This is a genomic window from Alteromonas sp. KS69, assembly GCF_003989595.1.
GTDB lineage: Bacteria > Pseudomonadota > Gammaproteobacteria > Enterobacterales > Alteromonadaceae > Alteromonas > Alteromonas naphthalenivorans.
Genome location: NZ_PYHU01000017.1, coordinates 184112 through 197667 on the forward strand (window position 1 = coordinate 184112; position 13556 = coordinate 197667).

Consider the following 13556-nt stretch of genomic DNA (forward strand, 5'->3'; position numbering starts at 1 on the left):
AACTTGATAATATGCGAAATAGTTAAATCACTATTGCCATACAGCAACAATGATAATCTCTAAAACGCAAAATGAATCTACAACACCGCGAAGTTAAATAAATGGAAAGTTTCGATGGAAAGCTTTGAAGGCATTATAGAATTTGTAGCGGTAGCCGAGCGCAAAGGCTTTTCAGCTGCAGCGAAACAGCTAGGTTGCAGTACCAGCCATATCAGCAGGCAAGTTGCTCGTCTTGAAGAGCGAGTTGGCTGTGTTTTATTGGCTCGCTCTACCCGCCAAGTGAATTTAACCGAAAACGGCGCACTTTATTACCAGCACGCTAAAGACTTGCTTATTGGCCTTCAACAAGCCAATGAGCAGGTTAGCCTTCAACAGGTAACACTTGAGGGCGTTCTTCGAGTAAGCGCCGCAGGCGGGTTTGCCGAGCACGCCGTGGCACCCGCATTAATGCAATTTGCTTTAGAACACCCAGAGTTAACCATTGATATGGACTTTAATAGTCGCATGGTTAACTTTGTGGAAGACGATGTAGACTTTGTTATTCGCTATGGAGAACTAGCCGACTCAAGTTTAATAGCACGTAAACTGATTGAAAGGCCCATGATGGCCGTTGCCACCCGCGATTATTTAGCGCAATGTGGTGAACCTTCCCACCCCAGTGAATTGAAAAAACATAGCTGCGTTATTTCTAACAACGATGTATGGAAATTTTCAAACCATGGTGTGCAGGAAAATATAAAAGTAAAAGGCCGCTGGCGCAGTAATAACGCGAATGCCGTACTTGCCGCGTGTGAGCAGGGTTTGGGTATTGGCTATATGCCTAAAAGCACGTTTAGTGCGTCCGTTGAGGCGGGAAGACTACAGCCTATATTACAGCCTTACTGGGGCGACGGGGCAAGCAGTTGGATTGTATATCAGAACAAACGCTTCATGCCGCTTAGGGTTCGAATGGCCATTGATTATTTGGTGCAATACTTCACTGATTGGGAAGACAAGGCGCTTTAAAAATTTATAAAGATGCTAATAAAAAACTGCCAGCAGGTTTATCATGAAAACCTGCTGGCAGTATGTACTGATTGTTATATAGCGCTTCGCTGTTTATCAGCAAAAAACTTGCGCTTATTACTTACAGCTCTCGCACCCACATGTTTCTAAAGCTGACTAAGTTACCATGATCTTGAAGCTGAATAGGCTCACAACCATGGGCTTTATATTTAGGTGCACCTATCCACTCGGTAGTGCCCTGAATCTCTACATGGTTTTGCACCACCACGCCGTTGTGAATAACGGTTACGTACCCTGGTGATTCAAGCAAGTCACCATCGAATACCGGCGCTTTAAAAATAATATCGTATTCTTGCCATTCACCAGGTGCGCGCATAGCGTTTACTAACGGAATAGTCTGCTTATACACACTGCCCGCTTGCCCATTTGGGTAAGTGGCATTGTTGTAAGAATCTAGCACCTGAACTTCATAGCGTTGCTGAAAGAAAATCCCGCTATTATTTCGCTGCTGCCCTTCCATACCAGGCTCTGGCTGCGGTACTTTCCACTCTACGTGAAGCTGCACGTCACAAAAACCTTGTTTGGTTTTAATATCGCCTGCGCCCGGCTTTACCGTAAGCTCACCGTTTGCGAAATCCCATTTGGCGTCACCACCTTTTACCGACGCCCACGCTGACATATCGCTTGTTAATAAAGGGATAGCGTCAGAAGGAAGCTCGTTCTTTTTAGCACTTACCACTGCAGGTACTGGCTCCCACACTTCTGTTTTCGCTGCTTGTTTTTCGCGTTCAGCGCGCTCTAGTTGCTCGACACTCTCAGCAAAAGCCAAAGGTGCTATTGATGTTGCTAATAAAGCAGCTAATGCTATTTGAGCGCCCGCTTTTAAAGAAAAGGCTGTGTTGGTCGCCAGTTTAGGCAATCCGTGTTTATGTAATTTCATGTATTTTCCCTGCACTATTTATTTTCCGCTGCACTATTTATTTTCGTTGCACTATGTATTTGGTTTCGCAGCTAATTTATTTTTACGTGAAAGCCTTAGGTCGCCCACGCTTTGTCACCTTTTTTGTAAGGCAGTTCACCATTGTAGTAACCGGGAATGGCCACATAGCGCAGTACTTTGGTAGCCCCTACCTGCGAAGTGAAAAAGGTATACAAAGTAAGTTGTTTCAGTAACGTGAAATAGTGCGGGAGCGGGCCTTCATTGCCGGGCTCCCATTGGCTCGGTTTTGCTGTTGGAATACCGTTGCTAATACCCTCAGCTAAATTAGCGGCTTTCGCTTCTGTATCTAATGTTGTAAACAAGGTTTCGCGCTGCGCACTACTTAATAGCAGGAAGTCTTTTTTAAATGCTTCATTGCTACGAACATTAATTGCCTTAATGCCCTCTTTAAATGCTTTTTGTAACTTCGGGGTATAACAATCGGCAACAATCACCGGAATAACCAAGCCGACATTGGCGGCTTTTGCTCCAGGTGTATCAGTTTGCGGAATAATGACTTCCGCCATTTCGTTAATGAGAGCCACATCTTCCTTTGAAAACCCGGTTTCAGACAAAGGCACAGGGGCAACAATGTCGTAAGCAAGCGCTTTACCACCCACAAGGGCAGTACCTGTGGCGGTAGCAATGAGTTTTAATAGGTCTCTACGTTCCATTACAAGTTCCTCCGCTTTAACTCTTCTACGGCAAAGCTAGCCGCGCGAGCGGTAAGTGCCATATAGGTAAGTGATGGGTTTACACAACTTGCCGATGTCATACATGCACCGTCGGTAACAAAAACATTGGGCGCGTCCCATACTTGGTTGTGACCGTTTAGCACTGAGGTTTTAGCATCTCGGCCCATACGTGCAGTACCCATTTCATGTATACCCATGCCTGGTGCGTAGTCTGCATCCCAGCCATTCACGCTTTTAAGCCCAGCAGCCTCAAACATATCTATGGCGTCTTGCTGCATGTCTTTACGCATTTTCAGTTCGTTTTCTTTTATCTCAACATCCATCGCGAGTACGGGCAAACCCCATTTGTCTTTTACTTCTTTGTTCAGATAAATGCGATTTGAATGGTCAGGCAACATTTCACCAAAGGCAGTCATGCCTATTGTCCAGCCACCGGGTTCTGACATAGCCTCTTTTAAGCCTGCACCAACACCTAACTCGGCCACATCTTGTCGCCAGCCTGAGCGGCTAGCGCCACCTTGATAACCAAACCCACGCAAGTAGTCTCGTTTGTCATCGCCCCAATTTCTAAAGCGCGGAACATAAAAGCCACTTGGACGGCGACCATATGTATACTTGTCGTCGTAGCCTTCAACTTGCGCTGACGCACCTACCCGGAAATGGTGATCCATCACGTTATGACCTAATTCACCGCTGCTGCTACCTAAACCGCCATCCCATACATCGGTGGCAGAGTTCATAAGCAACCACGATGAATTGAATGCAGAGGCATTCACAAACACGATTTTGCTTTTGAAAACGTATGTTTCGTTGGTTTCAGCATCAATAATTTCAACGCCAGTGGCGCGCTTCTTGTCTTTATCAAACAAGATTTCTTTTACAATAGAGAAAGGACGAAGCGTTAAGTTACCGGTTTTCATTGCTGCTGGAAGCGTTGAAGACTGCGTACTGAAATAGCCACCAAATGGACAGCCCAACCAGCACTTATTACGGTACTGACAATTTGCACGTCCGTGTTCTGGCTTCGGCTCTGTCATGTTTGAGGTGCGACCGGAAATAATATGGCGAGCACCGCTATAGGCTTTTTGCACTCGAGCAGCCACGTCTTTTTCAACGCAGTTTAGCGCCATAGCAGGCTGGTAGATGCCATCGGGTAATACGTCTAAACCATCACGGTTTCCGCTAATACCAGCAAACTTTTCTACGTAGTCATACCAAGGGGCTACATCTTCATAACGAATAGGCCAATCTACCGCTACGCCTTCTTTACCATTCGCTTCAAAGTCAGCTTTGTTTAATCGGTAACTCTGTCGCCCCCAAGTAAGCGAACGCCCACCGACGTGATAGCCTCGATACCAATCAAAGCGTTTGTCTTCTACATAAGGGTTTTCTACTTCGTTCGCCCACATGCCTTTGGTAGATTCATTGAGCGGATAGTCTCGCTTAAGTACAGGGTAATCTACTTTCATCGCCTGTGTAGGCAGGTCGCGATGTGGGTAGTCCCACGCCTCTTTGTGTGCGTTTTTGTAGTCTTTAATGTGCTCGATGTTTTTACCGCGCTCAAGCATGAGTACTTTTAGGCCTTTTTCGGTGAGTTCTTTGGCCGCCCAGCCTCCGCTAATACCAGAACCTACTACGATTGCATCGTATTCGTTCGTTGCCATGTTATGTCCCCTTAAACACGCACTTCATGTATGGTGTTTGATTGTAAAGTCATACGTCGCAGATACTGATCGCTTCTTTAAGCGATTCAACTCTGCCTGCTTTTGTATCTGGTGTTGGAATAAACTCTTGCGCTAAATACCCATCGAAACCTGTTTCTAAAATGGCCTTAGCAATGGCTGGATAATACAGCTCTTGAGTGCTACCAATTTCGTTTCGTCCTGGCACACCGGCGGTGTGATAGTGACCAAAATAAGGATGAAAATCGCGAATGGTGCGAATAATATCGCCTTCGTTAATTTGCATATGATAGATGTCGTAAAGCAATGAAAAGTGCTTACTATCAAGGCGTTTGCATAGCTGAACACCCCATTTTGAACTATCGGCCATGTAGTCAGGGTGGTCTATTTTGCTATTAAACAGCTCCATAAATATCACCACACCGCGCTTCTGGGCATGAGGTAAAATACGCTGCAAACCTGCCACCGCATTATCTAACCCTTCCTCTTTACTCATTCCACGGGCATTGCCGCTAAAACAAATAAGGTTGGTATAGCCAGCATCAGCAACAAGGTCGATATGCTTTAAGTATCGAGCTTCTAATTCGTCGTGTAGCTCACTGTGAATGAAGCCATCTTCAAGGCTAATTTCAGCGCCATTGCACATAGAAGAATCGATACCGTGTTGCTTTAGTACCGGCCAATCTTCAGGCCCCACTAAATCAATCGCCGAGAAGTTAAGCTCTTTCACTGTATTACACAGCTCTTCTATGGAAAGATCGCCGTATGTCCAGCGACTAACAGAATGATTAATATTGCCTTTAAGCGATGATTGCTTCATGCCATTCTCTGTTCGATTTGCCTTAATATCTGCTGTACTGCCCGCGTGTGCGCTATGAAACGCTGAAGGTGCTAATACACCAGCGCCCGTCAGCGCCATCGCTTTTATCAAGCTGCGTCTGCTTTCGTTATGCATTGGTGCTAACCTTTTCTGACTTAAACAACATCAAGAAAATAATTAATACAACAGCCGCAAAGCCTGCTGGGAATAGCCAGATATCTTGCCAACTGTGAGATGTTGCCGTGGTGTACTCATCAGTTATTTTTCCAGCTACGGCAAAACCAATCAGCATACCTACGCCGTATGTGGCTAAAGTGATTAACCCCTGTGCGGCGCTTTTAATACGTTCGCCTGCTTTCGCATCGGTATAAATTTGGCCAGACACAAAGAAAAAGTCGTAACAAATACCATGCAAGGCTATGCCCACAATCAGCATAAACAGCCCTTCGTCTGCATTACCAAAAGCGAACAAGGCGTAACGTAATACCCAAGCAGCCATGCCAATTAACAAGGTAGCTTTAATGCCAAATTTGTTTAGAAACACAGGTAGTGCAAGCATGAATAACACTTCAGACACCTGGCCTAAGGTCATTTTCCCAGTGGCATTTTCAACACCAATTTCGGTTAAAAACGGATTGGCGTTTTGGTAGTAAAACGCAAGAGGAATACAAATAAGTACAGAGGATAAAAAGAAGATAAAGAAGTTCTTATCTTTAAGTAACGCTAGCGCATCTAACCCCAACACATCGCGCAAGCCAGTCTCTTGGCCTGCCGCTTTTGGCGGTGTTGCAGGTAAAGTAAAGCTGAATATACCTAATGCTAACGACGCTATTGCACATAGCATAAAGGTGTTTCTAAGCATGCCATCAGCAATTGCTGATGCGGAATCCCAAGAAAACACATAGCTAATAAGTAAGCCCGCAACAATCCAGCCTACGGTGCCCCACACACGAATTTTACCGAACTCTTTTGATGGGTTTGTCATTTGGCCAAAAGCCACCGAATTCACCAATGCAAGGGTTGGCATATACGCAATCATGTAGCCTAGTACGTACGGATAAAAGGTGGTGAAATCACCCGCCTGATACATCATGTACATAAGCACCGCGCCACACAAATGCAGCACACCCAAAATACGTTCAGCGTTAAAGAAGCGATCGGCAATTAGCCCCACAATAAAAGGCGCAATAATCGCGCCCCAACTTTGGGTAGAGAATGCCATTCCCGTTTGGCTACCACTGGCCGATAAGGTGCTGGCTAAGTACGTTCCCAAGGTGACAAACCAGCCGCCCCAAATAAAGAACTGTAAAAACATCATCGTGCTAAGACGTAGGGTTATCATATTCTTATTATCCTGTGTCAGCGGGGCAGCGTTATTCGCTTATGCCCAAAATGCGGTTGTTTTTTGTTTCACTTACCTCGCCACCAGCGAAATCATCAAACGCGTAGCGGGTTGGCTGAATAATATGCTCAGCAATAAAAGGCGCACCTTCAGCGGCACCTTGCGCTGAATCTTTTAAACAGCATTCCCATTCGAGCACAGCCCATCCGCTAAATCCGTATTGAGTCAGTTTGCTGAAAATGCCTTTGAAATCGACTTGTCCATCGCCAAGAGAACGAAAACGTCCTGGGCGGTCTTTCCAATCTTGGTAACCACCGTAAACACCACTTCTGCCATTTGGGTTAAACTCGGCATCTTTCACATGGAACATTTTTATACGACTGTGGTATCTGTCGATAAAGTCGAGATAATCGAGCTGCTGCAGCACAAAGTGACTAGGGTCGAACAAAATATTGGCACGAGGATGGTTATCTACCGCGGCCAAAAACATTTCGAAGGTAGCGCCATCATGCAAATCTTCACCTGGGTGAATTTCGTAACATACATCTACCCCGGCCTCATCGAAGGCATCTAGAATAGGTAACCAACGCTTGGCTAGCTCGGCAAACCCTTGCTCAACTAACCCAGCAGGACGCTGCGGCCATGGGTACACCAAATGCCACATCAAGGCACCCGAGAAGGTAGCGTGGGCGTTTAGTCCTAAGCGTTTGCTGGCAATAGCTGCGCACTTAAGCTGGTTCACTGCCCATTCAGTACGTGCTTTTGGGTTGCCGTGTAAATGTGCTCGCGCAAAGTTATCAAATAGCTCATCGTACGCAGGGTGTACCGCTACCAACTGCCCCTGCAAGTGCGTTGATAACTCGGTAATTTCAACGCCCGCTGCCCTACAGGTAGCGGCAACTTCGTCACAGTATTCTTGGCTTTCTGCTGCTTTTTCTAAATCGAATAGTGCCGGATCGGTAGGCACTTGAATGCCTTTATACCCCAATGAGGCGGCCCACTTGGCCATGTTTTCAAGTGTATCGAAGGGGGCTTCTTTCCCCATAAATTGGGCTAAAAAGACGGCAGGGCCTTTAATTGGTTTTGCTTCGTTTGCTTGTTGTTCCATTGCCACATGCTCCACTTATTCTGTTCCAACTGGGCTGACGGTTTCCCACTTAGTCTCACTGTCACTACTGGCCAACATGGCATCTATAAACGCCATTCCTCGAAGACCGGAATTAATGCCAGGTACACCACTTGCTTTGCTGCTTGTTTGGTCTGATTCGCTACGAACAGCTGTGGCAAAGTCGTTATATAAATTCGCCATGGCTTCTAGGTAACCTTCGGGGTGCCCACCTGGAATGCGGCAACGATTGACAGCTTCGTCGCATAAACCGGGTTGTCCTAGCCCTGCACGGAATACTTGATATGGCTGGCCTATGGGGCGATATACCACAGAGTTTGGTTCCATTTGATGCCACTCTAATCCGCCTTTATCGCCATATACTTTTATCTTTAAGGCGTTTTCTTCACCTGCGCACACTTGGCTGGCAATCAATACACCAGTAGCACCCTTCTTGGTTTTAATCAGCGCTGCGCCATCGTCATCTAACTGTCTGTCCTCGATGTGCGTGTATAGCTGACCACACAAGGCCGTTATAGCATCATCTAAAACAAACTCAGCAAGCCCAAAAGCGTGTGTGCCAATGTCGCCCATACAGCCGCTGCCGCCAGCTAAACTTGGATCGGTACGCCATTTGGCCTGTTTGTTGTGGGTTTCTTCATTTGCCGACAGCCACCCTTGTGGGTACTCAACAAACACTTTACGAATGTTACCTAGCATGCCGCTTTGGACCATGTGGCGCGCTTGCCACACCATGGGATAGCCTAAGTAAGTGTGTGCTAAACCGTACAATCTGTCGGTACTATGGAGTAAATCTTGTAAATCTTTTACTTCGCCTAAGCCAACACCAGCAGGCTTTTCACAGAACACGTGAAAACCCGCTTTTATTGAGGCCACTGAAATAGGTACGTGTAAATGGTTCGGCGTAACAATAGACACCACTTGCATGCGTTGCTGCTCTGGAAGCGCAGCCTCTTTTTCTAGCATGTCTTCCCACGAGGCATAGGTACGGCTATGTTCAACACCTAAACTATCTGCCGTGCTTTCATTGTTGCTGGGGTCGCGACTAAAGGCTCCACATACCAAATCGTACTGGCCATCTAACCCGAATGCGTTGCGATGAACCGCACCAATAAATGCGCCTTCACCACCACCAATCATTCCTAATCTTATTTTTTGCATTTTCGCCATGCTGCGTAGCTCCTGTTGTGGTGCAGTGCTTAACCAGTAAACGTTACCAGTATCAAGCTTGCTCACTACAAACTTGTTGCATTATTGTAACTATATTTAAAATGTAACGGATTACATTTTTGTCTGTCAATGTATTTGAGCGTTTTTTGTTAAATTTAAGTTTAAGAAGATAAGCTAAATAGTCTTAAAACAAACGTATTTTGCATTAAAACAGCGAATTGACGGGTTGAGACGCAAAAATCATTTACAAAAAATATACACTTAGCACTGGATTTTTTAAGAAAGATCCGTATTCTAAATTCCAAATGATATCGGTTACATCAATCTAATCTGTTCGCAAATGTGCGAATGAAAACAAGACACGAGTAAATGGCAAATATTAGAGACGTTGCTGATAGCGCTGGCGTATCGGTGGCAACAGTGTCTCGGGCACTTCAACAACCCGAGCGCGTTTCTCCGAAAACCCGTACCAAAGTAATGACGGCAGTAGACCTTGTGGGCTACAAGCCCAACTTAATGGCGGTAAAGTTTCGTTCGGGAAAAACCCACAACTTGGTTGTGTTGGTTCCTACTGTCGCGAATGTATTTTTTGCGCGAGTGATTAGCGGCATGCAAGAAACGGCCGCCGAATTGGGCTACTCCATTTTACTGGCAAATACATTAGGTAACCCTGACATTGAAAGCCATTACGCAAAAATGGTTAGCACCTCTCAGGCCGATGGACTTATTCAATTACGCGCGTTAAACCCATTCGACAACAGCATGATTAACGACAATGGCCTGTTACCCATGGTAAATGCTTGTGAAGTAATTGATGAGGGTAATTACCCTACTGTGTCGCTTGATAACCGTGCCGCAGCGAAAGCCATGACCGAACATCTGTTAGGCTTGGGCCATAATCGTATTGCCATGATAAAAGGCCCTCACTCCAGCCCGCTTACGCAAGACAGATTATCGGGCTATAAAGATGCTTTAAACGACGCCAATATTGCCTTCGATGAAGATCTTTTATTTCCCGGCGACTTCACGCTTCAAGCAGGCTATAACGCCGGCGTAACCATTGCCCAGCAAGTAGAAAGGCCCACTGCGGTATTTTGTGAAAACGATGAAACCGCAATAGGTGCTATGCAAGCATTAAAACAAGCTGGCCTGCGTATACCTGAAGATATATCAGTCGCGGGATTTGATGACATTGCCTTTTCGGCATTTTGCGACCCACCATTAACCACCATTGCCCAGCCAGCCGAAGAGTTCGGCCGAACGGCAGTTAGCTTATTGATAGATGTAATTAACGGCAAAATTCGTAAAGCACCAAAAGTTATTATGCCGTTTGAACTCATTGCTAGGGGCAGTACTGGCCCAGCCCGAATTGTGTAACAGCGCATAATGGCGCGTTAAGGAGAATGCTATGATTACCACTTCCACCTTCACCCGCAGGCAGTTTATTCGAGCCGCGGCAATAGGTGCAGGTTGCGCCGCCATACCCAGCGTACTTGCACATTCACACACGGCTAAGTCTTTAAATGGTATGGCCAGCAGCAGTATTGGACTGCAGCTTTATACCCTTCGCGACATCATGAAAGTTAGCGTACCTGCTACATTGAAGTTAGTGGGCGCGGTGGGCTACAACGAACTGGAATTCGCCGGTTACTTTGGTCATAGCGCAAAAGAAATTAGTACTATTTTAAAAGGCGAAGGATTAACGGCGCCGTCTGCTCACATTCAGCTAGATGACTTCGATAATAACTTAGAGCAAGTGCTAGAAGATGCTCAAACCGTAGGTCATAAATACCTAGTGGTACCTTGGCTTAGCGAAGCGCAGCGCGGCGAAGGTATTGCGCCCTACAAAGCGCTTGCTGAGAAACTTAACACCATTGGCGAAGCGTGTAGCAAAGCCGATATTACCCTTGCGTACCACAATCATGACTTCGAGTTTGAAGTACGTGATGATGAAATACCACTGGATGTACTTATTACTGAAACCGACCCGAATTTAGTGTCTATGGAGCTAGATTTATACTGGGCAGTTAAAGCGGGTAAAGACCCCGTAGATTACTTTAAGCAATACCCTGGTCGTTTTAAATTGTGGCATGTAAAAGACATGGCGACAGACGGTAGTTTTGCCGATGTGGGCACCGGCGTTATCGACTTCGAAACGATTTTTGCGAATGGAAAGCTGGCTGGAATTGAGCATAAATTTGTGGAGCGGGATCAAACCGGCGATCGCATTGCCACCATCGAACAAGGCTACAAAGCGGTAAGTATGCTAAACAGCACTTTGTAGCAAAGTACGTGTAACAAAGCGCTATATATCAAACGGCTGTGTAACAAAGTATTTTATAGCAAAGCGCTTTAGCAAAACCGTATATATCGTTATGATAACGCCACCTTTATGTTGTAGGTGTCGTTATCATGAGTAAAGCAGTATGAACGAACTGTTCAGTGCCTTATCCCGCACGTTAAGCCCTTATTACGCTGAAATGAGCATCATGCTGATGGCCACTATTTTAGTGGTTTACGGCGATATTATTAATAGCCATATAAAGCGTATTTTAGCTCCCTATCATTTCATACTTCGGGTTAGCCTTTTTGTAGTGCTATGTGCCTTTGGTTATGGCGCATTAACCCTTTATGGTGCCCCTTTTCTGCACCACATTATTGCCTACCTGCCTTGGCAGTACCAAGGTGCAGGTTTTGTATTTGCATTCATGTTTATTGGGTTTCTGGCCGAGCGTAGAAGATATATATAAAAAAGCGAAGCCAACTGGCTTCGCCCTTCTATTTTTAATCGTGTATTTAACTAGGTATTAGTCTTCATCACGAATGTAGTTAATGCTTGAAAAGGTAAGAAGGCTTTCAGTAATACCTTCACTGGCATAAAACGCAGCCCAATCATCTGAGTCGTCTACATCTTCTCTTGTTTCAGGATCTTGTGCCTGTAAGTAGTTACCAAATTTCAGGTAAGAATCTGTGCTGTCTTCAATGGTTCGAGAGAAAGACTCGCCAAACGCTGAAACCGTCACATAACCATGGTCGTTAATAACTCTAAAATCGAAATTTTGGCCGCTTACCATAGTACCTAATAACTGCTTGTCTTCACCGGAACCGTCTTCTCTTGCAAGGCGAACATACACATCAAAAATACCGTTGCTTGCAACGCTGTCACTTTCTACGCCAGCATTAGTGGGTGTGAAGCCTGTTTCACTGGTGTCTGAAACATATAATTTCATAATGGTGCCTGTGTCGCTAGCATGATGCTGGGCAACAATGGCCTTTGAACCATCAGACATTTCTACTTTTATGTTCGCTTGAAAGTCTTCAAACACGGCGGTCATTGCGACCCGTTTTTCTTCTTTAATTTTTAGCTCGTGACGCCAGCCATTGCCATTGGGCGTAACATGCTGCTCACGAAGGGCATCAAACTCCATGGTGTCGCCAACACGAGGATCGGCACCTTCCATGTCCCAATCACTCATATCAAAATTGCCGGGAGTTGGGGTAGGTGTAGGCGTTGGATCAGGCGTGTTGTCAGTATCACCGCCACAGCCATAAATGTTGGTTTCCACAATGCTGTTCCAGGTATTCGCCGAATTCTCTAACCCAGTAATACGAACATAACGCGCATCAGAATCGGTAACATCATGCGTTTCATAACCGGAACTTGAACCGTTAGACGCTCCTGAAAGTAACACTGCGTTCCAGTTGCTGTTATTGGTAGAAGTATGCACATCGAAGAACGAGCTTCGGGTATTCCCCTTAAACCATTTCACTTGCAGTGCTTTTACCGTAGCCACTTCACCTAAATCGTAAGTAATAGTTTTGCCAGTGCCGTTGGACGACCAACGGGACTCGTCAGTTAAGTCATTGTCGATGGTATTTAACGGCCCATGCCCATCGTTAGTGCCATTGTCGGTTGCAGTACTAATGCTTAGGTTGTCATTCCCTGAACACGTGGAATTACCGGGAGGTGTTGTAGAGCCAGCACTTTCCAGCGTGAAATTATCAAACCGCCCTTCGCCGCCATAATAGTTTGCATAAATTTTAACGGAAGTAGCAGAGCCCGAATTAAAGCTTACCGATACAGGTTCAAAATCGCTGCCACCACCGGTTCTGTTAAAGCGAGTGCCGTTTACATCGGCACCAATTTTACCCACACCTTTAACATAGGCGCTTAGGGTGTAATCGGTGTTGGGCGTAACATCAACGTACTGCTCTACTTTACCGTTAGTGCCAGAAATTTTAGCTGAACTGCTTCCTGCGTAGGCATTCCCAGAGACAGCGGAAGGGTCGGTATCGGCCCAACCATCAAACCCGTTTTCAAACCCTGGGTTGTCGATGGATACCGACGCCCCGTGTACAAATGATGTACTTGCTAAGGTAAGCGCGGTGCCTATTAAAAAAGAGAGCGATGTTTTACGTGTGCTGATGTTCATGCAATTTGTCCTGTAATTAACGGTTTTAGTAAACCAATTAAAATAAGCCCAGCGAGATTTGCTGCGACTAAAAACGAAATTCAATTTTCGATATGAGCCAGAATCCAAGCTTACCAAACCGGTAATACCAATGATCCAACCCACGTAACCGTTCACCAGGGCCCTATTGACAGTTAGTAATATTTATTTTCAATGATCGTGGGGATCCTATTGATTGATCCCGCCAGTCTGTCAGAGTGGTTTCATGCCACGTAAAAAGCAGCCCACAAAGCCACCCGTCGCTATTCTTCTCTATGTTGTAAAT

General features: G+C 45.7%; 12 protein-coding genes. 4 read left to right on the plus strand and 8 right to left on the minus strand.

From position 1 onward, the window contains the following. Nucleotides 1–114 precede the first annotated feature (114 nt). On the plus strand, nucleotides 115–1005 hold the full coding sequence (locus C7Y69_RS12935) for a LysR family transcriptional regulator (protein WP_126872989.1): 891 nt from the start codon (nucleotides 115–117) through the stop codon (nucleotides 1003–1005). A gap of 121 nt (nucleotides 1006–1126) precedes the next feature. Here C7Y69_RS12935 and C7Y69_RS12940 read toward each other — a convergent pair whose 3' ends face one another. The 7 genes from C7Y69_RS12940 to C7Y69_RS12970 form a co-directional block, all read right to left on the minus strand. Further along, a complete protein-coding gene (locus C7Y69_RS12940; RefSeq protein ID WP_126872990.1) occupies nucleotides 1127–1945 on the minus strand; it encodes a DUF1080 domain-containing protein in 819 nt (272 codons plus the stop codon). 95 nt (nucleotides 1946–2040) lie between these two features. Next, on the minus strand, nucleotides 2041–2658 hold the full coding sequence (locus tag C7Y69_RS12945; protein WP_126872991.1) for a gluconate 2-dehydrogenase subunit 3 family protein: 618 nt from the start codon (nucleotides 2656–2658) through the stop codon (nucleotides 2041–2043). Then, on the minus strand, nucleotides 2658–4343 hold the full coding sequence (locus C7Y69_RS12950; RefSeq protein ID WP_126872992.1) for a GMC oxidoreductase: 1686 nt from the start codon (nucleotides 4341–4343) through the stop codon (nucleotides 2658–2660). The genes C7Y69_RS12945 and C7Y69_RS12950 overlap by 1 nt, the downstream gene beginning before the upstream one ends. Nucleotides 4344–4392: 49 nt before the next feature. Further along, nucleotides 4393–5316, minus strand: coding sequence for a hydroxypyruvate isomerase family protein (locus tag C7Y69_RS12955; protein ID WP_126872993.1), 924 nt, complete (start codon nucleotides 5314–5316; stop codon nucleotides 4393–4395). Then, nucleotides 5309–6523, minus strand: coding sequence for a nucleoside permease (locus C7Y69_RS12960; protein ID WP_126872994.1), 1215 nt, complete (start codon nucleotides 6521–6523; stop codon nucleotides 5309–5311). The genes C7Y69_RS12955 and C7Y69_RS12960 overlap by 8 nt, the downstream gene beginning before the upstream one ends. Nucleotides 6524–6554: 31 nt before the next feature. Further along, a complete protein-coding gene (locus tag C7Y69_RS12965; protein WP_126872995.1) occupies nucleotides 6555–7631 on the minus strand; it encodes a sugar phosphate isomerase/epimerase family protein in 1077 nt (358 codons plus the stop codon). A 15-nt stretch (nucleotides 7632–7646) separates the two neighbouring features. Beyond that, nucleotides 7647–8810, minus strand: a complete 1164-nt coding sequence (locus C7Y69_RS12970; protein ID WP_126873003.1) for a Gfo/Idh/MocA family protein — start codon at nucleotides 8808–8810, stop codon at nucleotides 7647–7649. 378 nt (nucleotides 8811–9188) lie between these two features. On the opposite strand from C7Y69_RS12970, the gene C7Y69_RS12975 reads away from it, so the two are divergent. The 3 genes from C7Y69_RS12975 (at nucleotide 9189) to C7Y69_RS12985 (ending at nucleotide 11569) form a co-directional block, all read left to right on the plus strand. Next, the gene (locus C7Y69_RS12975) at nucleotides 9189–10196 is read left to right on the plus strand and encodes a LacI family DNA-binding transcriptional regulator (RefSeq protein ID WP_126872996.1); all 1008 of its coding nucleotides are present in this window, start codon (nucleotides 9189–9191) and stop codon (nucleotides 10194–10196) included. Nucleotides 10197–10227: 31 nt separating this feature from the next. Then, nucleotides 10228–11103: a sugar phosphate isomerase/epimerase family protein gene (locus C7Y69_RS12980; protein WP_126872997.1), complete on the plus strand. Its 876-nt coding sequence runs from the start codon at nucleotides 10228–10230 to the stop codon at nucleotides 11101–11103. Nucleotides 11104–11245: 142 nt separating this feature from the next. Next, complete coding sequence (locus C7Y69_RS12985; protein WP_126872998.1) at nucleotides 11246–11569, plus strand: DUF3392 family protein; 324 nt, start codon at nucleotides 11246–11248, stop codon at nucleotides 11567–11569. Nucleotides 11570–11626: 57 nt separating this feature from the next. Here the strand turns inward: C7Y69_RS12985 and C7Y69_RS12990 are convergent, their stop codons facing one another. Further along, the gene (locus tag C7Y69_RS12990) at nucleotides 11627–13252 is read right to left on the minus strand and encodes a polysaccharide lyase family 7 protein (protein ID WP_126872999.1); all 1626 of its coding nucleotides are present in this window, start codon (nucleotides 13250–13252) and stop codon (nucleotides 11627–11629) included. Between the last annotated feature and the right edge of the window lie 304 nt (nucleotides 13253–13556).